Origin of the sequence: Streptomyces purpurogeneiscleroticus, assembly GCF_020024005.1 — a bacterium.
GTDB classification, from domain to species: domain Bacteria; phylum Actinomycetota; class Actinomycetes; order Streptomycetales; family Streptomycetaceae; genus Streptomyces; species Streptomyces purpurogeneiscleroticus.
On record NZ_NHSG01000187.1, the window covers coordinates 1 to 21,370 of the forward strand.

The following is a 21,370-nucleotide window of genomic DNA, read 5'->3' on the forward strand; positions in this document are numbered from 1 at the left end:
GGGCGCCGGTTCCTCGGGGGTCTGCTCGGGCGGTTCGGGGTCGCGCGGTACAGGTTCCGGGTCGCGGGGAGCGGACCCGGGCGCGGGCCCGTACCCGCCGGTTTTCGGTGCAGCGGTGCTGGTCATCGCACTTCCTCACGCATAAATGGTGTGCCGTGACCGGTTACCCCTCACCGGAGGGCTCAATCAGGACGGCCGCCGGGCACCGCAGGGCGGCTAACCCTCGCCGTACGCCTCGCCGCCCAGCTCCAGCGTGGCCGTGCCGGCTGTGGCGTCGGCGAGCCAGGCGCGGAAGGCGGGCAGCTCGCTCTCCGGGAGGCCGATCTCGATCGTGACGGCCTCGGCGTAACGGACGTCCCGGACGTCGCGCCCGGTGGCCCGCAGATCGTTCTCGACCTTGCCGGCCCGCTGGTGGTCGACGGTGACCGTGACCAGCCGGAACCGGCGCCGGGTGACGGTGCCCAGCGCGTCCAGGGCCTCCCCGACCACCCCGCCGTACGCCCTGATCAGCCCGCCCGCGCCGAGCTTGATGCCGCCGAAGTAACGGGTGACGACGGCGACGACGTACCGCATCTCGCGCCGTACGAGCATCTGGAGCATGGGGACGCCCGCCGTGCCGCCCGGCTCGCCGTCGTCGCTCGCCTTCTGTACGCCGCCGTCGGCGCCGATGACGTATGCGAAGCAGTTGTGCCGGGCGGTGGGGTGTTCCTTGCGGATGCGGGCGATGAACTCCTGCGCCTCGGCCTCGGTCGCCACCGGCGCGAGCGCGCAGATGAAGCGAGACTTGTTGATCTCGATCTCGTGGACGCCTTCGGCGGCGAGGGTGACGTACTGCTCCTGCATCACGCCACCCTAATGGGCTCCTGCAGTCGGCCGGGCGGCACGGGCCCCTCTACAGGCGGACTACGGACGGTCTCCAGGCGGACTACAGGCGGACCGGCAGGGCGGTCAGCCGCCAGCTGCCCGGCACCGGCGCCCGCCGCAGGTCAGCGGGGTCGACGGCGAGGGACAGGCCGGGATACCGGGCGAACAGCCGGCCGAACGCAACCTCGCCCTCCTGACGGGCGAGCGAGGCACCCAGGCAGTAGTGCATGCCGTGGCCGAAGCCGACGTGGTCCTCGGCGCGCCCCGCCGGGTGGCGGGTCAGGTCGAGCCGTTCGGGGTCGGCGTAGTGGCAGGGATCGCGGTTGGCGGCAACCAGGAGCAGCTGCACGGCCTCCCCCTTGCGGACCAAGGTGCCGCCGATCTCCGCGTCCTCGGCCGCGTACCGCATTTGGGTCATGTGCACCGGCCCGGCCCAGCGCAGCAGTTCGTGGACGGCGGACGGGAGCAGCGCCGGGTCCGCCCGGAGCAGGTCGAGCTGGTCGGGGTGGGTGAGCAGCGCGGCCGTGCCGTTGGTGATGAGGTGCGCCGTGGTCTCGTGCCCGGCCAGCACCAGGGTCAGGATCATGGTGACCATCTCGACGTCGCTGAGCCGGCCGCCGTCGTCGTCATGGGCCCGGATCAGCTCGCTGATGAGGTCGTCGGTGAGCGCGCCACGCCGCTCGCTGACCAGCGCGTGTATGTGCTCGATCATGGCGGGGAACACCCTCCCCAGCCGCTCCGGGTCCATCGTGACGAGGTCGGCGCCCCAGGCCCGCCACTGCGGGCGGTCCTCCTCCGCTATGCCGACCAACTCGCATATGACGGTGATCGGCAGCGGGTACGCGAAGTGTTCGAGCAGATCGACAACGCCGTCCTCGGCGTGCTCGGGGAGGCGGTTCAGCAGGTCGTCGGCTATCTCCTCGACCCGCGGCCGCAGATCCATGATCTTGCGCGCCGTGAAGGCCCGCGACACCAGGCGGCGGAGCCGGGTGTGATCGGGCGCGTCGTTGTTCAGGATGGAGCCGCGCATGTAGACGTGCAGGTGCTCCGGCATGCCGAGCATGTCCAGCAGCCGGGTCAGCGGGTCCTCGCGCGTACCGTCCGCCGACACCGTCGCCGCGTTGTTCACGAACCGCTGGTCGCGCAGGACTTCGCGTACCTCGTCGAAACGGGTCACGAACCATACGGGCGAGTCGTCCACGAACCGGCCGCGGACGACGGGCCCCTGCTCACGCAGTGCGCCGTAGCCGCTGAACGGGTCGGCGAGGAACGCCGGGTCGGCGACGTTCGGCTCGCCGGGGTGCTTGCCGACGTGGGCGGTGATCGGGGAGGCCGGGGTGGCAGGTGCTTCGGTCATCGTGCGTTCTCCTCCAGGTCGTGGGGGGGTGGGTCACGTCAATGACGCAATTGCCGCCGCATTTCCTGCTCGCTGAGCTCTTCGAGGCGCTCGTAGAGCGGGATGATCTCCAACACGGCGGCTTCCGCGGCCACGCGGGTACGGGCGGCGGCGGGATCGGTAGCGGTATCGGTACCGGGATCCGTAGCGGGATCGGTACCGGTGGCGGGATCGGCTGAGGTCTCCAGCGCGCCCCGCAGGGTGTGGGCGAGGATGCGGGCCCGCTCCTCCGCGGCGTGCGGCGCACGGTCGTGGAGCAGCGCTTCGGTCAGGAAGAAACCGGAGGCCGTCGCCAGCAACGCGTACTGCTGCTGCACGACGTCCATGTCCAGCCGTACGAGCCCGTGTTCGCGCAGCACTTCGAGAGAGCGGCGCACCACCTGATCCCCGTACGACGTGAGTTCGGCGAGCTCCTTCTTGGCGATGTCGTTGAACCGGCCCAGCACGTCGGTGTCGGCACTGTAGAGGGCGCGCAGCACGGGGTCCGCCAGGAAGTCCCGGTACACCCCGCTCATCATCCGGCTGGGCAGGACCTCCAGCGGGTCGACGCGCATACGGGCCGTCTGCGCACGGTGGCTGCGGAGCTTGGCCTGCAGGACGACGGCCAGGAAGAGCGCGTCCTTGGTCTTCCAGTGCAGATAGACCGTGCCCTTGCCGACCCGGGCGCGGCGGGCGATCTCATCGATGGTGACGCGCCGGTACCCCCATGCGACCAGCAACTCCCCCGCCGCTTCCAGAATCCGCTCGCCACGCTCCACGTGCTCGTCGCCCCCATGCTGCTCGTCCTGGCGCCTGACTTCATGACCAATTTCGAAATCTGGTCACGAGGTCAAAGTAGAGCGGCGGCAACCTGCCCGTAAGACACTTTCCGGCCAGGCCCGACGCCCCGGCAGCCGACCCGACGAGCCGCCGGTTCCTGACCCTTACGGGGTACATTGCGCACGACAACCGCTAGGAGGCACCCATGCACGGCGATGACGACTCGGCGACCATTCGCAGGATCCTGACGGAGCTCGGAGACACCTGGGCCATCGTCGGCCTGTCCTCGAACCAGCGGAGGGCCGCGTACGGCGTCGCGGACGTACTGCAGCGCTTCGGCAAACGGATCGTCCCCGTGCACCCGAAGGCCGAGACGGTGCACGGAGAACAGGGTTACCCCTCCCTCGACGCCATCCCCTTCAAGGTCGACGTCGTCGACACCTTCGTGAACAGCACCCTCGCGGGTCAGGTAGCCGACGAGGCCGTCGCCATCGGCGCCAAGGCGGTCTGGTTCCAACTCGGCGTCATCGACCAGGCAGCCTACGAACGCACCCGCGCGGCCGGCCTCGACATGGTCATGGACCGCTGCCCGGCCATCGAAATCCCCCGACTGGGCTGACAACCGTCCGCGGTTTCCGCCTGGCGCCACCCAGCCGGCCAGTGCCCACAGCTACAACTTGGGCGATTCGACCGCCCCAGCACCCGGCGCCGATCACCACGACATCCGCGTCCACCACGCCCACCCCTGCCTCCCCGACTTCCCACTCGAACGAGCGACCCTCGCCGAGCCAACGGCATGCCGCTGGCTCAGGACACGTAGCGATGGCGATATCGCGCTCACCCGAGAGCCCATCCATGACATCGGCGCATGAGATGGACGTGCGGGGCTATATAGCCCGGGGTTTTGTTTGCCAACGTGGGTACAGAGAAAGGACGTTGAGCGTGATGTGTCGCTTGCGAGGGGCTGCCCTTGCCGCAGGACTCGTCCTCAGTACGCCGGTGACCGCACCCGGGGCGCACGCTGCGCCGCGGGCGGAGGCCGGCCCCATCGACATCACCTGCCCGGTCGGCTCCACCGACACCCGCTACCGCCCGGGCCTGACCATTGCCTCACGGGACACCTTCGTCACCGAGGAAGGCCACGTCTCCGGTTGCGCGGGCACCGGCGCGCAGGGCATCACGGGGGCCTCCTTCACGGGCACCGCCAGCGGCACCATCTCCTGCCTGGGCGGGGAGCTGTCCGGGCCGACGACATTCCGCTGGAACAACGGACGCTCCAGCGAGATCCGGGGCACCGGACAGATCAATCTCAAGCCGAACGGGAACACGGTCCTGGTCAAGACCGGCGAGGTCGAATCCGGTCAGTTCGAAGGAGCGACGATTGTCCTGACCAAGGAACTCCTCAGTACCGACCCGACGGCCTGCCTCACCGAGCAAGGAGTCCGGTCCGCGAGCGGGCTGATCAGCCTGGCCGTCATACCCTGACCGCCGCGCTCCGACCGCCATAGCCGCGCCGACGATTCAATCGTCCAAGTGGCCAACTGCAGCAAGTTTTTTGTCCACACACGACAGTTGCGGCAATTCTTTCGCGTGCTCGACGATCACCCGAAGCCACCACGGTGCCACCGCAGTTCACGCGGTGGCACCGCATTTCAGGCCGACGGGACCGCCAGGAAGAGAGCAGCCATGAGCCGCATCATGAGCCAGTTGTGCCGCCGCAAGCCGATCGGCCAACTGGTGTCCGAGGCCGACACCGACGACGAAGCGGGCGAATCAACCGACGCAAAGGGGGCGGGCGGAGCATCCCTCCGGCGCAGCATGGGGGTCGGCCAGCTGACACTGATCGGCATCAGTTCGGTCGTGGGAACGGGCATCTTCTTCGTTCTGGGCACCACCGTTCCCAAGGCAGGTCCCGCCGTACTGCTGTCCTTCGCGCTCGCCGCCGTCGTGGCCGGGCTGGGTGCGCTGTGCTACGTCGAACTCGCCGGTGCCCTACCGGTGTCGGGCAGTACGTACAGCTATACCTACGCCTCGCTCGGCGAGGGCGCGGCCTATGTCGTGGCGTGGTGCCTGGTCCTGGAGTACGGTGTGGCGGTTTCGACCGTGGCCGTGAGCTGGGGCCAGTATCTCAACGAGCTCACCGATGCACTGTTCGGCTTCCAGCTTCCCGAAGCGATCAGCCAACCGCCGGGCGCGGGCGGCTACTTCAACCTCCCCGCGCTGGTGGTCGTGCTGCTGTGCTCCCTTCTGCTGGTCCGCGGTACGCGGGAGTCCGCCGCCGTCAATGCCGTGATGGTCGCGGTCAAGCTCGGTGTACTCGTCCTCTTCGTCGCGGTGGCGATCACCGCGTTCAACGCCGAGCACTTCACCGACTTCGCACCGCACGGCATGGCCGGCATCGGCGCCGCCGCGTCCGGCGTCTTCTTCTCCTACGTCGGCTTCGACACCGTCGCCACCGCCGGCGAGGAGGTCCGCAACCCACGGCGGACGATCCCGCTCGCCCTCACCTTCACCCTGATCGTGGTCACCCTGCTTTACATCCTGGTCGCGCTGGCCGCCGTCGGCGCCCAGCCCGCCGGGGAGTTCGGCAAGCAGGCCGCGGCCGGAGAGGCCGTTCTGGCCGAGATCCTGCGCCAGGTGACCGGCATGGGCTGGCCCGCCGTCGTCCTCTCGGCGGGCGCGGTCGTCTCGATCTTCAGCGTGGTGCTCGTCACGCTCTTCGGACAGACCCGCATCCTGTTCGCCATGGCGCGCGACGGGCTCGTGCCGCAGATCTTCCGGCGCGTCGACCGCAAACGCCACACCCCCGCCCACAACACCTGGATCGTGGGTGTCCTGGTCGGTCTGCTCGCCGCCCTGGTGCCCCTGCAGCATCTCGCCGACCTGACGAGCATGGGAACGCTCGCCGCGTTCATCGCGGTGGCTGCCGCTGTCGTGGTGCTGCGCCGTATCGCCCCCGACGCGCCGCGCTCGTACCGAGTCCCGCTCTTCCCCTTCGTCCCCATCCTCTCCGCCGCTTCCTGCCTCTACCTCGCCTATCTCCTCCCGGGAGTCACCTGGACCCTGTTCGGGGCCTGGCTGCTGCTCGCCGCGGCCCTGTACCTGGCCTTCGGCCGCCGCGGCTCGGCCCTGAACACCCCGCCCGCCCACGGCACCGCCCCGGCACCCGACGCCGAGAACCCGTCGGTCACGACGCGCTCCTGACCGCCCGCCGCCCGTCCCCTGGCCGCGCCGGGCGGTCAGGGGGCCGGAAAGAGGCCGGGCCCGGTGCGGCGGGCCAGCGGATTGGCGCCGATGGAGTTGTGCACGCTGAAGCTGACGGCGTCGGAACGGTAGCGGTCGTCGGACCACTCGACGGGACGGCCGGCGTGAGTGGTCGTCACGCGGCGCACCCGCAGCAGGGGGCTGGTGCGGCGGACGCCGAGCAGTTCGGCATCCTGGGCGCCGGCGGCCACCGCGTCGATCAGATGCTCGCCATAGGCGAAGACGAGGCCGGTCTGCTCGTACAGGCGCTGGGTCACCGAGGAGCAGTCCGGCTCGATGCGCTCGACGTCGGGGGCGATCCAGTCCGCGTAGACGGTCCGCTCCACGAGGACGGGCTCACCGTCCAGGCCGCGGACGCGCAGCACGTACAGCACCTCAGTGCCGGCGGGAAGGTGGAGGCGGGTGGCGTCCTCCGCGGTCGCGGGGCGGCGCTCGGCCGCCGCCACCAGGCCCGTCGCGGTACGGCCCATGGCTCGTGCCCACTGCGCGAAGCTGCGCAGCTCGGTGAAGCTCTGGCTGCGCCTGCTGGCCAGGACGACGCGTCGGGCACCCTGGCGGGAGCCGATCAGGCCCTCCGTGGTGAGCGCCGCGACCGCCTGCCGCACGGTGCCGCGCGAGACGCCGAAGCGAGCGGAGAGCTCGGCTTCCGAGGGGAGGCGCGCGCCGACCGGATATTCCTCGCCGTCGATGGCCTGCCGAAGTTCTTCGGCGATCTCTTCGTGCCGCGGTGCCAATGCTCCCCCTCGATCGGATACATGAAGTGCGCGAAGTGTGCGCACTGCATTCGGTCGTCATCAGCGTAAACGACGCATGGAGAGATGTGGCGCGATACCGGTCCGTGCCCAGCCATCTCGACGAGGCGCAGGTCACATGGGGTGAGGGTGTCGCCTGGCGCCGGTGTCGAGTTCTTTTCCCGTTCATCTCCAGGACAGCGGCGGCGTGCTAACTGGGGTCAACTTGTCCAAACAAGTTGACGGAGAGATCGTGAACGTGTCCCTTTCGAGGACCACTGTCCTCGCCGGTGGCCTGGCGGCCGCCGCCCTCGCCCTCAGCGCCTGCGGCGCTGCCCCCAACGCACAGTCCGGTGCCGGCGCCAAGGCCGCCACCGCGACCTCGGCCAAGGACTTCGGCGGTATGAACGCCCTGGTCACCGCCGCCAAGAAGGAGGGCACGCTCAATGCGATCGCCCTGCCGCGGGACTGGGCCAACTACGGCGCCCTGATCGACGGGTTCCAGAAGAAGTACGGGATCAAGGTCCAGGTCGACAACCCGGACGGCGCCAGCCAGGACGAGATCAACGCGGTCACCTCCCGCAAGGGCCAGGACCGCGCCCCCGACGTGCTCGACCTGGGAAGCTCCTTCGAGATCAGCGCCGCCCAGCAGGGCCTCCTCGCGCCGTACAAGGTCGCCTCGTACGACGAGATACCCGCCGCGCAGCGCGACCCCCAGGCCCGCTGGTACAACGACTACGGCGGCTACATGTCCATCGGCTGCGACGCGGGGCGCGTCAAGAAGTGCCCGGAGACCTTCGCCGACCTGCTGAAGCCCCAGTACAAGGGGCAGGTCGCGCTCAACGGCAACCCCACCAAGTCGGGCTCGGCCTTCGGCGCCGTGTACGCGGCGGCGCTCGCGAACAAGGGCTCCTTCGACGACATCCAGCCCGGCATCGACTTCTTCGCCAAGCTGAAGAAGAACGGCAACTACAACCCCGTCGAGTCCACCCCAGCCACGATCGAGAAGGGCGAGACGCCCATCAGCATCGACTGGGACTACCTCAACTCCGGGTACGCCGACGAGTTCAAGAAGAAGGGCGCGGACTGGAAGGTCGCCGTTCCCAAGGACGGCAAGTTCGCCCAGTACTACTCGCAGGCGATCAACAAGGACGCGCCGCACCCGGCCGCGGCCCGGCTGTGGCAGGAGTACCTGTACAGCGACGAGGCCCAGAACCTCTGGCTGAAGGGCTACGCCCGCCCCGCGCGGATGGCCGCGATGGAGAAGGCCGGCACCCTCGACAAGGCGGCCGCCGCCAAGCTCCCGAAGGTCACCGGCACCCCCACCTTCCCGTCCAACGCCCAGCAGTCCAAGGCCAAGCAGACGCTCGGCCAGGGCTGGGGCAAGGCCGTCTCCGAGTAATCCGGTAATCCCCTCCATGACCACTACCGCTCACTCGCCCGCCCCCGCCGCCGGGACGCACACCGTCCCGGCGCGGCGGCGCCGCGCCACCGGCCGGCTCGCGGTGCTGCCCCTGCTCGCGTTCACCGCGGTCAGCTTCGGCATCCCCGCCCTCGCCATGCTCATCGGCGCCTTCACCGTGAAGGACCCGGCCACCGGCGCCTCGTCGTACACCACCGCCAACCTCGCCGCCTCGCTCGACGGCGCCTACCTCGACGCGCTGCTCGGCAGCGTGCAGCTGTCCGCGGTCTGTGCCCTGCTCGCCGCGCTGCTCGGGCTGCCGCTCGCCCAGGTCGTGGTGACCTCCCGGTCCCGCGCGCTGCGCGAGGGCGTCCTCACCGCCTCCGGCGTGTTCGCCAACTTCGGTGGCGTCCCGCTCGCCTTCGCCTTCGTCGCCACCCTCGGCAACTCCGGTGTCCTCACCCGGCACCTGGGCCTGGGCGCCACGGGCTGGAGCCTCTACAGCTTCTGGGGCCTGGTCATCACCTACCTGTACTTCCTCATCCCGATGATGGTGCTCACCATCACCCCGGCCCTTGAGGGGCTGCGCTCCCAGTGGCGGGAGGCCGCGCAGAACAACGGCGCCACCACGTGGCAGTTCTGGCGGCACGTGGCGCTGCCGGTGCTCACGCCTTCGCTGCTCGGCGGGCTGGTGCTGCTCTTCGGCAGCTCGTTCGCCGCGTACGCCACCGCCGCCGCCATGGTCGGCAGCTCGGTGCCGCTGGTCACCCTCCAGATCGCCGATGCCATCTCCGGCAACGTCCTGGTCGGCCAGGAGAACGTGGCGCTGGCGCTCAGCCTCGACATGGTCGTGGTCGCCGGCCTGGTGATGGCCGTGTACCTGCCCCTGCAACGACGGAGCGCGCGATGGCTCGCCTGACCCCCGCCCCCGCCGGGCCGGCCGCCGGCCGGTCCCGCACGTCCCGTCCGCGCGTCTGGCGCGGCGCGGTGCTCGCCCTCGCCGGGCTCTATTTCCTGGTGCCGCTGGCCGCCTCGGTGGTCTTCACGGTCGACGTACCGGGCCGGGGCATGTCCGTGGACGCCTACCGGCAGATCGTCGGCGCCCAGGGCTTCGCGCCCAGCCTGCTGCTCTCCCTGGAGCTGGCTGTGGCCACCATCGCGGTCGTCCTGCTGCTGATGGTGCCCGCCATGGTCGCGCTGCGGCTGGGCGCACCCCGGCTGCGCCCGGTGGTGGAGGTGGTGTGCTCGCTGCCCCTGGTCGTCCCGCCGATCGCCTTCACGGCCGGGCTGGTCACCGTGTTGCGCTGGGGTCCCGACCACCTGGCGGCCACGCCCTTCTACCAGACCTTCATGGCGCTGCAGAACCCGTCGTTCCCGATCGTGCTCGTCCTCGCCTACACGGTGATGGCGCTGCCGTTCGTGTACCGGGCGCTGGACGCCGGGCTGCGCGCCATCGACGTCCGTACCCTCATCGAGGCGGCGCGCAGCTGCGGCGCAGGGCGGACGCAGGCCCTGCTCCGCGCGGTGCTGCCCAATCTGCGCGGCGCGCTGCTGAACTCGGCGTTCCTCACCCTCGCGCTGGTGCTCGGCGAGTTCACCGTCGCCCAGCTGCTCGGCTTCCGCCCGTTCGCCGTGTGGATCGTCTCGGTCAGCGGCTCCCAGGCCCAGCTGTCCGTCGCCGTCTCCGTCCTGAGCCTGGTGGTCACCTGGGTCCTGCTGGTGGCCCTCGCCGCGCTCGGCGGACGGCGCACCCCCTCTCGTACCGACTCCAGGAGTGCTACGGCATGACCGACTCCACCGCCACCGTCCCCCGGCAGTCCCGCCCGGCCGTCGACAACACCGCCGACGCCGCCTCCGTCGAGTTCCGCGGGCTGCGCCGCGAGTTCGGCGCCACCGTCGCGCTCGACGGGCTGGACCTGACCGTACGGCCCGGTGAACTGCTCGCCCTGCTCGGCCCGTCGGGCTGCGGCAAGACCACCGCGCTGCGGATGCTGGCCGGGTTCGAGCACCCCGACGCCGGCCAGGTGCTGGTGGACGGCGAGGACGTCACCGCGGTCCCCGCGCACCGCCGCGACGCCGGCATGGTCTTCCAGTCCTACAGCCTCTTCCCGCACCTCAACGCGCTGGACAACGTGGCCTTCGGCCTGCGGATGCGCAAGGTCCGCGCCACCGAGCGGCGGGCCCGCGCCGCCGAACTGCTGGAGCTGGTCGGCCTGCCGGACAAGGGCGACCGCTTCCCGCACCAGCTCTCCGGCGGCCAGCAGCAGCGCATCGCGCTCGCCCGCGCCCTCGCTCTGCGCCCCCGCGTCCTGCTGCTGGACGAGCCGCTCTCGGCCCTGGACGCCAAGGTGCGCCTCACCCTCCGCGAGGAGATCCGCCGCCTCCAGCAGGAACTGGGCATCACTACCCTTTTCGTGACGCACGATCAGGAGGAGGCGCTGTCCATGGCGGACCGGGTCGCGGTGATGCGCGCGGGCCGGCTGGAGCAGTGCGCCGTGCCTTCGGAGCTGTACGGCCGCCCCGCCACCGCCTTCGTCGCCGAGTTCGTGGGCACCATGAACCGCATCCCCGGCCGTCTCGCGGACGATCGTACGGTGGTCGAGGTCCTGGGCCGGCGGCTGCCGGTGGACGGCGAGGCGCCCCACGGCCCCGAAGCCGATGTACTGGTACGCCCCGAGGCGGTACGGGTGACCACGGACCCGCAGGGCACCGCCCAGGTCACAGGGTCCGCCTTCCTCGGCGCAGTCACCCGGCTGACCGTCCGCCTGCCCGACGGCAGCGACGGTACGGAGATCAAGGCCGACCTGCCGACCGACTCGGCCGCGGCGTTCGCCCCGGGCACGCGGGTGACCGTGTCCCTGCCGGACCGTCCGGTGCTGGTGGCCGACCGTACGCTCTGACAGCCGTACGGTCCGACAGCCACAACGGTCCGACAGCCACAACGGTCCGACAGGCCCAGGACAACAGAGAACCACAGAGAACGAAAGAGAACCGTGTCCGACCCCATCCCCCAGGCAGCCACCACCGACTGCCCCCTCCAGGCCGTCCTCTTCGACATGGACGGCACCCTCGTCGACACCGAGGAGGTGTGGTGGCTGTCCGTCGCCCATGTGGCCCAGGACCTGGGCCATGAGCTCACTGACGCGGATCTTCCCGAGGTGCTCGGCCGTCCGGTGGCGCACACGGCGGCCCACCTGCAACGGGTGATCGGCGGCGAGATCTCCGAGGACGCGCTCGCGGCGGCCCTGCAGCGGGAGTTCACCGTACGGGTGGAGAGCCGGGTCGAGCCGCGCCCCGGTGCCGTGGAGCTCCTCGACGAGCTGCGCCGCCACGGCATCCGCACGGCGCTGGTCACCGCCTCGCCCCGGTCCGTCGCGGAGATCGTGCTGAGCGCCCTGGGCCTCACCCACTTCGCGGTGACCGTCACCGCCGACGACACCGAACACAGCAAGCCCGCTCCCGACCCCTACCTCGCCGCGGCTCACGCGCTCGGGGTACGGCCCTCCGCGTGCGTGGCGGTCGAGGACACCCCCACCGGAGTCGCCTCGGCCGAGGCCGCGGGCTGCCGGGTGCTGGCCGTACCGTCCATGGCGCCGGTGCCGCCCGCACCCGGCCGGACCGTGCTGGACAGCCTCAAGCAGGCCGGACTGCCGCTGCTGCGCTCTCTCGTGGCGGACACCGCCACCGGCCCGTACTTCCTCACCGGCTCGCTCACGACCCGTAACGCCCGGGTCGGCGAGCGCTTCAGGGCCGGCATCGCGGGGCTGCTCAGGGGCGCCGGGCCGGACGCGGTCACCTTCGCCGCGGAGCACGGCGCGGACTGGGCGGAGGTCACCCCCGACGGCACCGTCCACGGCACGCCCCGCACCGCCGGAACCGCGGAAATCACCGTCATCGCCACGGACTCGGCGGGCGGCCGGGCCCGTCTCGGGGTCCGTATCCCGGTCGTCGGCGCGGACGACCCCCTGGTCCGCGAGCTGAAGGTGATGAGCTGGAACCTCTGGTTCGGCGGCACCAAGGTGGACGACCACCGGGACAAGCAGCTCAGAATCCTGCTGGATGCCGACGTGGACCTCGTCGGTATCCAGGAGAACCACTTCACCGCCGCCGAGGAACTCGCCGCGGCCCTCGGCTGGGACTACCACCAGGCGGGTCAGAACCTCGCGGTCCTCAGCCGCTACCCGATCGAGGCCCGGCACGGCAGCCCGGACCCCGGCTTCTACGGCGGTACGGGCGTGACGGTCCGGCTGGACACCCGCACGGACACCGGCCTCCCGCACGAAGTGGTCCTGTGGAGCACGCACCTCAACTACACGCCGTACGGCCCGTACGACGCCTGTTTCGACGGCCTCACGGCCGCCGAACTCGCCGACCGCGAGGCGTCCTCAGGCCGCCTGGCCCAGATGCATGACATGCTCGACGCCATGGCCGGACAGCTCGCCGACCGCGACACCACACCCGTCCTCCTCCTCGGCGACTTCAACGCCCCCTCCCACCTGGACTGGACCGAGGCGACCGCCCCTCTCCACGGTGGCCGGGGCGCCGTCCCCTGGCCCGTCACCCGCGCCGCCGAGGCCGCGGGCCTGCGCGACTCCTACCGGACGATCCACGCCGACCCACTGCGCCACCCCGGCTTCACCTGGTCACCGATCCACGACGCCCACGAGGACGGCAGCGGCCGCCCCGAACCGCAGGACCGTATCGACTTCGTCCTGTACGCCGGCGCCGCCCTGATGCCGCGCACCTCCGCTGCATACGTCACCGGCGCCAACAACCTCTTCCCCGACGTCGCGGCGAACGACTGGCCCTCGGACCATGCCGCGGTCCTCACGTCCTTCGACCTCGTCACGAGGTAGTCCGGCACGGTCGGCACGAGGGGTTCCCGCGCCCGACGGGTCGAGGAATCATTCACACCCGGCGGCCGCGCCCCGCACAGCAGCGGGCCGGTCGCCGGGGTGTCCTCGTCGCACTCCCCGGCCATCGAAATCCCCCGGCTGGGCTGACAGCCGTCCGCGGTTTCTCCCTGGCGCCACCCAGCCGGCCCGCGCCGACGCGCTGGGCCGACTCGCGCGCCACGGGCGTTCTCGCGCCGCTGTCACCGGCCGGTGGCGCTGTGGGGCTCCTTCGAGGGGATCACCCCCGCCGGGGTGTCCCACCACAGGTGCTGGCCATGCGCAGTGACCGTCAGGCCGAAGCACTGGGGGTCCGGCCGGCCGCGGGCCGCGTACTCCGCCTCGACCTCTGCGATCTCCGCCCACAGGTCCCGCGGCCCGTACACCGTCACCGTCCCGCCGCCGGCCACGGCCGCCGAGCCGTCCTCGGCCTGTAGCCACACGGTCCGGACGTCCTGGTGGAAGCCGTGGGTCATCCGTACGCCCGGCAGACGAGCGCTGCCGTACAGGGCGAAGCCCAGCGGGTAGAGCCGCTCCGGGTCCAGGCCGGTGTCCCTGCGCCGCGCCGTGGTGGCGTCCGGCGGCCCCAGCTTCTCCAGCCGGTGGGAGCGCATGGGCATGTACGTGGCACCGTGGAAGAACCGGCCGGAGAGGTCTCCGCTCTCCTGGCGGGCCAGGCGGACCGTGGCGCCGCCGTAGAAGACATCGGTCATCGGGGTGACCAGGACGCCACCCGGAGCGAGTTGGCCGACCAGCGACGGCGGTACCCAGCGCAGCGCGCAGGTGGACAGGATCCGGTCGTACGGAGCGTGAGCGGGCAGGCCCAACTCCCCGTCGGCGACCGCCGTCGTCGGGTGCAGCCCCTCCGCGGCCAGGTTGGCTCGCGCCTGCGCGGCGAGCACGCCGTCGATCTCGACCGTGAAGACGTTCTCCTCGCCCACCCGACGGCACAGCAGCGCGGACACGTATCCCGTGGCCGTGCCGATCTCCAAGACGCGGTGCCCGGGCCTGACGTCCAGGGCGCCGAGCTGCCGGGCAACCATCGAGGGCATGGAGTTGGAGGACGTGGCGATGCCAGGTCCTCCCTCCTCCCCGTTGTCCAGCTGCGTGACCACTGGCTCATCGGAGTAGATCAGGTCCATCCGCTCCTGACCGGTGACCAGCTCGCAGGAGCGCCGCAACTGCCGCCACGCCGGGTCCGGGACGAAACGGTGCCGCGGCGTCTGCTCCCAGATCTCGCGCCACTCCGCGGAGAGCAGACCGCGCTTGGCCAGTTCCCTGGCGAGCGCGGCCTGTCCCGGATGGACCGATGAAGGGTGAGTGGTCACCGGGTCAGTTCCTGGGGGCGGCTGCCATCGGGGCTGGGCTCTTCATCGGGCACCGGCCAGGGCTGGTCATCCGGCGGGCCACCGTGCTTGCCGCCGTCGGCTGCGGTCATGGCCATGCGGAGACCGGGCATGACGTCCTCCTCTGCGGATCGGGTACGTCGCTGCTCGCGACGTTAAGGCAGCCGGCCGTAGGCAGGAAGGGCGCACGGGGGCAGGCCACCCGAAAGCGCGGTCATGCTCCCGGCATCCGGGGCCGATGCTCCGGGCGCGGATATTCCAGAAGGCGGGCGCAGGCGTCGAGTTCGCAGACGGCCGGGACCTCGGCCTGCCGGGCACGTTCCTCGAACGCTACTCCCGCGACCTTGCGATCACCCCGAAGCGGCTGGCAGCGCCGGTCCGGGTCAGCGTGATCGAGACCGAACCGATCGCCCCTGACCGCCTCAAAGCGACCGGCTGGACGAGCTGTTCCGCGGGGCGCGATCGGCGCTCGTAAGCCGGCCCCTGGCGGCCGTGGCGGACCTCACTCGCGCCTTTCGCGCCCGCTGCCCCTCCCTTTACGATGTCGCGGTCCAACGGGCCCGGGGCGGCTGGATCGCGATGACACCGCCATGGCTGCCGGTCGTCGGAGAGGCCACCAGGAATGTCTCCTACCTCATCGCCTGCAACGGCCACGGACTCGCCCAAGCGCCCTACCTGAGCACGCTCCTCGCCGACCGCCTCGCCGAAGGAAGTTGCAGCAATGGAAACACGCACAACCGGATACACGACAGTGGAATACGGCGAGGTCAACGTGCTCGTCGGCGCCGACCGGGGCGCCTACCCGTACGGCAACTCACTGCTCGTGCGCGGCGCCGGCGAATCGCTGGTGATCGATCCCTCCCTCTCACTCGTCGAGGACGCGCCACCCGCGGACGCGGTACTCGTCAGCCATGCACACGAGGACCACATCGCCGGTCTCGGCAGCTACGAGGTGCCGGTCCACGTCCACCACGGCGATCTCGATGCGTTGCGCTCCCGCGAGGTCCTGGTCGCCGGATTCGGTCTTCCGCCCGAGGCAGCTGACGAGGCCGACAAGGGGCTGCGGGAACACTTCCACGTGCACGGCCGTCCGGACGCGACAGGGTTCGCGGACGGCACCGTCTTCGACCTGGGCGGACGCACCGTCACCGTCGTGCACCTCCCCGGCCACACCGCGGGCCACAGCGGCTTCCTGATCGAGCCGGAGGGTTTCCTGTTCGTGGCGGACATCGACCTGACGTCGTTCGGACCGTACTACGGCGACGTGGGCAGCAGCCTCGTGGACTTCGAGGCGTCGATGCGCCGGTGCCGGGAGATCGACGCACGCTGGTACGGCACCTCCCACCAGAAGGGCGTGATCGAGGGCGCGGCGGAGTTCCGGCGCCGGCTCGACGCCTTCGCCGAAGTGGTGAAGAAGCGGGAGGCGACGCTGCTGGCCTTCCTCGGCGAACCCCGGACCGTCGAGGAGGTCGTCGAGCACCGGCTGGTCTACCGGCCCCACGTCGAATTGCCACAGGTGGGGCCCGTGGAGCGGCGAACGGCGGTACAGCACCTGGACCGCTTGATGACCGAAGGGCGGGTCGTGGAGGTGGAGCATGGTCGTTTCCGCGCCACGTAGAGCCGCGACGGCCGCACAGCGGCCCGAGGGACGGGCCCGGAGCAGGGCACGGCGTCAGGCGCGGGCAAGACGTCGGCCGCGGTGGGCACCCCGGCTTGCCCGGCCGCGCTGGAGGGGCGCGGATCTGGGAGCTTCGGTACGTTTTCGGTATGGGCATCGATGTCGACATGTTCCTCCGTCGTCTGGCTCAGGAGCTCAGACCCCGGGCGGAGGAGTCGGCCGACCTGCTGCTGCGACGCCTGCGCGTCGACATGCCCGAGCTGTGGGAGCACGACGAGATCGCCGAGCTCGCTCTGGAGGAGACGGCCGGGCACATCACCAGGTTCCTCGATGTACTCGAACGGCGTATCGAGGTGACGGAGGTCGAGGCGCCGCCCAAGGCGCTGGAGGTCGCCCGCCAGGCCGCCCGGAGCGGGGTGCCGATCAGCCAGCTGCTGCGCTCCTACCGCCTCGCCCACATGATGCTCATCCAGCTGATCCAGGGCGAGGCAGCACGGCTCAGCGACGACTGGGAGCTGATGAACGCCGCGGCCATGCGGCTGGTCGGTGCGGCCTTCGCATACGTCGACCGCGGCTCGGAGCAGGTCGTCGCGGCCTATCAGGAGGAGCGCGACCGGCGGGTGCAGCGCCGGCTGCTGCTGGCCAACGAGGCGAGCCGGCGGATCGGGACGAGTCTCGACACCGCCCGTACCGCCGAGGAGCTGGCGGAGTTCGGCACCGAGGACTTCGCCGACCTGGTCACCGTCGACCTCCTCGACTCCCTGCTCCACGACGGCGACGCCCATCCGTCCACGCCGGCCGCGCGCACGCCGGTGCTGCGTCGTATCGCCCAGCGTTCGGCGCTGGACGGCGACGTGGACCTGCCGGTCGCCACCGGCCGGACGCACACCTACCCGGCGGAGTCGGAACCGGCGCGCGCTCTGGCCTCGGGACAGCCGCGCCCGCACCGCGTCACGGCGCCCGCGTCCGTCCACCACTCGGCCCTTCTGTTGCCCCTGCGGGCGCGCGGCCACACCCTGGGCCTCGCCCAGTTCCTCCGCCGCAGCACCACGGCTCCCTTCGATGACGACGACCTCCTGCTGGCCCAGGAGATCGCGGCACTGGCGGCGGTGTCCATCGACAACGCCCGCCGGTACAGCCAGGAGCGCACCACCGCGCTCACCCTCCAGCGCAGCCTGCTGCCGCAGCGCGCGGTGGAGCAGTCCGCCGTCGACACGGCGTCCCGCTATCTGCCGAGCGGTGCACGGGCGGGCGTGGGCGGTGACTGGTACGACGTGATCCCACTGTCCGGAGCGCGGGTCGCCCTCGTCGTCGGCGATGTCGTCGGGCGCGGCCTGCACGCCGCCGCCACGATGGGCCGCCTGCGCACGGCCGTCCGGGCCTTCGCGGACATCGACCTGATGCCCGATGAACTCCTCACACATCTGGACGACGTGGTCATCCGTCTGCAGCGCGAGGAAGCTCGGGAAGACGGCGAACTGAGCGCCACCTGCCTGTACGCGGTCTACGATCCGGTGTCCCGCGTGTGCACGCTGGCCAGCGCCGGCCATGTCGCCCCGGCCGTGTCAACTCCCCTTCCCGCCAAGGACATTGGCGCCAGGTGGTCGGTCGACTTTCCCGAGATGCCGATCGGCCCGCCCCTGGGCCTGGGCGGGCTCCCCTTCGAGACGGCTCAGTTCGAGCTGGCGGAGGGCAGTCTGCTGACCCTGTACACCGACGGTCTCATCCAGAGCCGCGGCCGTGACGTCGACTCCGCGCGCGCCGCGCTGTGCGACGCCCTCGCCGACGGGCCGGACACGCCGGAGGAGATCTGCGACCGGTTGCTGGCCGCCGTACTGCCCAGCAACCGGTCCGATGACGTCGCCCTGCTGGTGGCGCGGACCCTGGCCCTCGACCCCGGCCATGTCACCACGCTCGACCTCCCCTCGGACCCGGCGGCCGTCGCCGGCGCCCGTGGCCACACGTCCGAAACGCTCACCGCCTGGGGACTGGAGGAACTGTCCTTCGCCACGGAACTGATCGTCAGCGAACTGGTCACCAACGCGATCCGTTACGGCAAGGGCCCGATCCAGCTGCGGCTGATCCTCCAGTCCACGCTGACCTGCGAGGTCTTCGACACGAACAGCACTTCCCCGCACCTGCGCCACGCCCGCACCTTCGACGAGGGCGGGCGTGGCCTGCTGCTGGTCGCCCAGCTCGCCGAGCGCTGGGGCACACGGCACAGCCGCGAGGGCAAGGTGATCTGGGCGGAACAGGCCCTGCCCACCGATGCGGACGGCGTCCTCAGCTGACGCTCTGCTCCGCCACTCTCCCGGCGCGAACCGGGCCCCGGACCGGGTTCCTGCTGCCGAACCAGCCGAGGACGAACGCCGCGGGTACGGAGAGCAGGCCCGGAGTGCGGAACGGGTACCAATGGAAATCCGCGTCCGGCATGAGCGCGTACGCGGAGCCGGACACGGTGGGAGAGAACATCGTGAGGACGGTGCACAGCAGCAGCCCCCCGTAGACGGACCACAACAGCCCTCTGCGGTTGAACCGGGGCCAGAAGAAGGAGTAGACGAGCACCGGGGCCACGCATGTCGCCGCGACGCTCATCGAGAAGATGGCCAGGAACTCCACCGAATACCGGTGAGCGGCCGCGGACAGCGTCAGGCCCATGGCCCCCAGGACGACGATGGCCAGACGCAGCGCCCGCACGTGTCGGCCGGTGGCGCGCGGACCGTCGGCACGCGCGAACACATCGTGCGCGAGGGTGACGGCGGCTGCGAACATCACGCTCGTTACGGTCGTGAGGATGACGAGGAAGGCGGCACACGCCACAGCGGTGATCAGCGCGACGCGCATGGCGGAGCCGTTCCCCAGGACATCGGAGGCCAGCAGGACCGGGGACGCCTGCCCGTTGCCGTCGACCATACCGATGTCCCTGCCGCCCACCACGGCCGCGGCTGCGAAGCCGGTGGCGATCAGAAGGAGGAAGTAGGCACCGGTCAGTCGAACGGTCAGGCCACAGGCACAGAGCCTCGTCGGGCATTGCATCGGCTTCCGTTGACCAGATCGTTGAAACGGTCGACGGTCCAGATGGCGCGCAGTCCCAGCGGGCCCATCATCATCGGGCGTGGAAACTCAGGCTTCTTCATCCACAATTCCTGCAAGTCCTCGTGACGTTTGCCGTCTGCGATCAGATCGGCAATGAGGGACCCCACATAGGGCGCTTGGGCCAGACCGTGGCCGTTGCAGGCGATCGAGTAGAAGATGTTGTCGTCGATCTGCCCGGCGAGCGGAAGCCAGGACGAGGCGATCGCGATCCATCCTCCCCACGCACGATCGATCGCGACGTCGGAAAGAGCCGGAAACCGCGTCGCGAGGGCTTCTGCGAGTTCTTCGACGAGCGCCGGGTCCGGCTCCTTCTGCGGAAGTGGATACGTCGTGCCGCGCTCGAGCCGTCGGACGCCGAACACGATGGTGTTGCGCGGCGTCAGGCGGTAGTTCTCCATGATGTTGTGCTGGGTGACGAGTCCCGACCGACTCGTCCACCCCAGTGCCGCCAAACGGGCAGGATCGATGGGCTGAGTCTCCACCTCGATGACCCAGATGGGCACGGAGAGCCGTGGAGGAGTGATGTCCCACTCTCCCGCGTACGCGTTCGTCGCCAGAACCACTTTGTTCGCCCGCACCTCCCCCTGAGGAGTCGTGAGGACTACCCGACCGCGGTCGCGCCTGACGTCGGTGACCTTCGTCCGCTCGAAGACTCGCGCGGACGAGCGGAGCAGTGCGCGGCGCACACCCAAGGTGAACCTGCCGGGATTCATGATTCCCCCGACCACCTCGCGCATCCCGCCGAGGAATCCGCGGGGGATTCCGAGCTCTTCGCTCGTGCCCACTTCCACGTGGCCGCCGGCGCGCTGAAGGATCTTGGCCACTCGGCGCACTCGGCCCATCTGTCCACGTGACACCGCAGCGAAGACGTTGCCCGTCTGTTCGTAGTCGCAGTCGATGTCGTGCGCCTTGATGAGGTCTTCCACGTGGTGTGCGGCGTGCTCGGCAAGCCGGATCATGCCGGGCATCTTCTTGCGGAAGAGCAGGTTGAGGAGCTGGAGGTCCCCGCCTGGAGCACCCGCCAGTTGCCCTGCGTTGCGGGAGCTGGCGCCGTGTCCGCAGAATTCGGCCTCCAGCAGCACCACGTCTTGACCACGTTCGGCCAGCCGCAGCGCCGTCGACATGCCGCCGAGGCCACCGCCGACGACCACGACCTCGCAGGTGAGGTCGCCGGCCAGGGCCGGCAGGACGTCTGCGGGCGGATCGGCCCAGCCGCTGAAGGTGGTGTACTCGACGTTGTCGGTCTTCATCTGATCGCTCCTCGGGGATGTGCTCTGATCCTTGGTGCGTTGCTCAGGCCCGAGCAACGCTGTGTTCGCTCGAAGCCGGTTCCGCACCCGTCGCCACGTTGTGGTTGTGCAGAGCGCGGTAGGCGAGGAAGTACACGAACATCTGGAATCCCCAGGTAGTGAGGGCGAGAATGTAGTGGGTGGTGCGGTGCTCGTCGTCCGGGATCGGGAAGAAGTCGTATATGAGCGCGATGGCGGTCCCCGCAGCGGTAGCGAGCGCAGCACCAATGGCCAGCCCCTTGGCACGAATCTTCCAGAGCCGCCATGAGAAATAGGCGAGGAACAGGGTCGTGAGCGCGTTGACGACGACGTAGTACATTGCCGGGCCGACGTGCAGCTCATGGCCGCGGAATTGCTGGAGATACAGCCCGGCGACGGTGGCCAGCGCGAACACGCCGATGTCGACCGCCAGTGTCGGCTTGTACCGGTGCGTGACGCGCATCAGGCCCATGACGAGAATCAGGGTGATGCCCACCGATCTCGAGAAGGCGTCGAAGAAGTACGCGATGGAGTACAGGAAGCTGTCCGGGTCGCCGCCGATGAGGGACCAGACGAGGAAGTTCGAGCCGGACGTGGCGACGATGATCCATTCCAGGCCGAGCAGGTAGTTGTTGTACCGCCGAATGAATTTCCAACCGTAGAAGAAGCCGGCGAAGATCATCCAGAGGTCGGCCAGCATGAAGAGCAGTTCTTTCATGGTGTGCGGTTCCTTT

At 70.2% G+C, this 21,370-nt stretch carries 20 protein-coding genes and 1 pseudogene; 12 read left to right on the forward strand and 9 right to left on the reverse strand.

Going from position 1 to position 21,370, the window contains the following annotated elements:
- Positions 1-216: 216 nt before the first annotated feature.
- From CCS38_RS11830 to CCS38_RS11840, 3 genes are all read right to left on the reverse strand, one after another.
- Positions 217-843: a YigZ family protein gene (locus tag CCS38_RS11830; protein WP_030255881.1), complete on the reverse strand. Its 627-nt coding sequence runs from the start codon at positions 841-843 to the stop codon at positions 217-219.
- A gap of 82 nt (positions 844-925) precedes the next feature.
- Positions 926-2,221: a cytochrome P450 family protein gene (locus CCS38_RS11835; protein ID WP_223733193.1), complete on the reverse strand. Its 1,296-nt coding sequence runs from the start codon at positions 2,219-2,221 to the stop codon at positions 926-928.
- Between the two features lie 38 nt (positions 2,222-2,259).
- Complete coding sequence (locus tag CCS38_RS11840) at positions 2,260-3,018, reverse strand: TetR/AcrR family transcriptional regulator (RefSeq protein ID WP_223733194.1); 759 nt, start codon at positions 3,016-3,018, stop codon at positions 2,260-2,262.
- Between the two features lie 206 nt (positions 3,019-3,224).
- Here CCS38_RS11840 and CCS38_RS11845 point away from each other — a divergent pair, with 206 nt between their 5' ends.
- The 3 genes from CCS38_RS11845 to CCS38_RS11855 all read left to right on the forward strand — a co-directional run bounded on the left by CCS38_RS11845 (position 3,225) and on the right by CCS38_RS11855 (position 6,223).
- The gene (locus CCS38_RS11845; RefSeq protein WP_223733195.1) at positions 3,225-3,638 is read left to right on the forward strand and encodes a CoA-binding protein; all 414 of its coding nucleotides are present in this window, start codon (positions 3,225-3,227) and stop codon (positions 3,636-3,638) included.
- A gap of 380 nt (positions 3,639-4,018) precedes the next feature.
- Positions 4,019-4,504 carry a hypothetical protein gene (locus tag CCS38_RS11850; protein ID WP_223733196.1) on the forward strand — a complete coding sequence of 162 codons (486 nt, stop codon included), beginning with the start codon at positions 4,019-4,021 and terminating at the stop codon, positions 4,502-4,504.
- Between the two features lie 201 nt (positions 4,505-4,705).
- Positions 4,706-6,223 (forward strand): amino acid permease, encoded by a 1,518-nt coding sequence (locus CCS38_RS11855; protein WP_223733197.1) that lies wholly within the window; start codon positions 4,706-4,708, stop codon positions 6,221-6,223.
- Positions 6,224-6,258: 35 nt separating this feature from the next.
- Here CCS38_RS11855 and CCS38_RS11860 read toward each other — a convergent pair whose 3' ends face one another.
- A complete protein-coding gene (locus CCS38_RS11860) occupies positions 6,259-7,017 on the reverse strand; it encodes a GntR family transcriptional regulator (protein WP_223733198.1) in 759 nt (252 codons plus the stop codon).
- Positions 7,018-7,267: 250 nt separating this feature from the next.
- Between CCS38_RS11860 and CCS38_RS11865 the strand changes: the two genes are divergently transcribed.
- From CCS38_RS11865 to CCS38_RS11885, 5 genes are all read left to right on the forward strand, one after another.
- Entirely contained in the window at positions 7,268-8,416 is a 1,149-nt protein-coding gene (locus CCS38_RS11865; protein WP_223733199.1) for an ABC transporter substrate-binding protein, read from the forward strand.
- 16 nt (positions 8,417-8,432) lie between these two features.
- Complete coding sequence (locus CCS38_RS11870) at positions 8,433-9,335, forward strand: ABC transporter permease (protein WP_223733200.1); 903 nt, start codon at positions 8,433-8,435, stop codon at positions 9,333-9,335.
- Positions 9,323-10,204, forward strand: coding sequence for an ABC transporter permease (locus CCS38_RS11875; RefSeq protein WP_223733201.1), 882 nt, complete (start codon positions 9,323-9,325; stop codon positions 10,202-10,204). Before CCS38_RS11870 ends, CCS38_RS11875 begins: the two co-directional genes overlap by 13 nt.
- Entirely contained in the window at positions 10,201-11,316 is a 1,116-nt protein-coding gene (locus CCS38_RS11880; RefSeq protein ID WP_223733202.1) for an ABC transporter ATP-binding protein, read from the forward strand. Before CCS38_RS11875 ends, CCS38_RS11880 begins: the two co-directional genes overlap by 4 nt.
- A 156-nt stretch (positions 11,317-11,472) precedes the next feature.
- Positions 11,473-13,272 (forward strand): HAD-IA family hydrolase, encoded by a 1,800-nt coding sequence (locus tag CCS38_RS11885; protein ID WP_372457051.1) that lies wholly within the window; start codon positions 11,473-11,475, stop codon positions 13,270-13,272.
- A 239-nt stretch (positions 13,273-13,511) separates the two neighbouring features.
- On the opposite strand, the gene CCS38_RS11890 is transcribed toward CCS38_RS11885, so the two are convergent.
- Positions 13,512-14,636: a methyltransferase domain-containing protein gene (locus CCS38_RS11890; RefSeq protein WP_223733204.1), complete on the reverse strand. Its 1,125-nt coding sequence runs from the start codon at positions 14,634-14,636 to the stop codon at positions 13,512-13,514.
- Entirely contained in the window at positions 14,633-14,767 is a 135-nt protein-coding gene (locus CCS38_RS35310; protein ID WP_263301956.1) for a hypothetical protein, read from the reverse strand. Before CCS38_RS35310 ends, CCS38_RS11890 begins: the two co-directional genes overlap by 4 nt.
- Positions 14,768-14,892: 125 nt before the next feature.
- Here CCS38_RS35310 and CCS38_RS11895 point away from each other — a divergent pair, with 125 nt between their 5' ends.
- From CCS38_RS11895 to CCS38_RS11905, 4 genes and pseudogenes are all read left to right on the forward strand, one after another.
- Positions 14,893-15,129, forward strand: coding sequence for a hypothetical protein (locus CCS38_RS11895; RefSeq protein ID WP_223733205.1), 237 nt, complete (start codon positions 14,893-14,895; stop codon positions 15,127-15,129).
- A gap of 17 nt (positions 15,130-15,146) precedes the next feature.
- Positions 15,147-15,341 (forward strand): annotated as a pseudogene (locus tag CCS38_RS35700) (FAD-dependent oxidoreductase); the annotation flags it as partial.
- A 34-nt stretch (positions 15,342-15,375) separates the two neighbouring features.
- Complete coding sequence (locus CCS38_RS11900; RefSeq protein ID WP_223733206.1) at positions 15,376-16,272, forward strand: MBL fold metallo-hydrolase; 897 nt, start codon at positions 15,376-15,378, stop codon at positions 16,270-16,272.
- 149 nt (positions 16,273-16,421) lie between these two features.
- On the forward strand, positions 16,422-18,563 hold the full coding sequence (locus CCS38_RS11905) for an ATP-binding SpoIIE family protein phosphatase (RefSeq protein ID WP_223733207.1): 2,142 nt from the start codon (positions 16,422-16,424) through the stop codon (positions 18,561-18,563).
- On the opposite strand, the gene CCS38_RS11910 is transcribed toward CCS38_RS11905, so the two are convergent.
- The 3 genes from CCS38_RS11910 to CCS38_RS11920 are packed head-to-tail and all read right to left on the reverse strand — an operon-like array spanning position 18,556 to position 21,354.
- Entirely contained in the window at positions 18,556-19,308 is a 753-nt protein-coding gene (locus CCS38_RS11910; RefSeq protein WP_223733208.1) for a sodium:solute symporter family transporter, read from the reverse strand. The genes CCS38_RS11905 and CCS38_RS11910 overlap by 8 nt on opposite strands.
- On the reverse strand, positions 19,272-20,618 hold the full coding sequence (locus CCS38_RS11915) for an NAD(P)/FAD-dependent oxidoreductase (protein WP_223733209.1): 1,347 nt from the start codon (positions 20,616-20,618) through the stop codon (positions 19,272-19,274). Before CCS38_RS11915 ends, CCS38_RS11910 begins: the two co-directional genes overlap by 37 nt.
- Positions 20,619-20,661: 43 nt before the next feature.
- A complete protein-coding gene (locus CCS38_RS11920; protein WP_223733210.1) occupies positions 20,662-21,354 on the reverse strand; it encodes a transporter in 693 nt (230 codons plus the stop codon).
- Positions 21,355-21,370 lie beyond the last annotated feature (16 nt).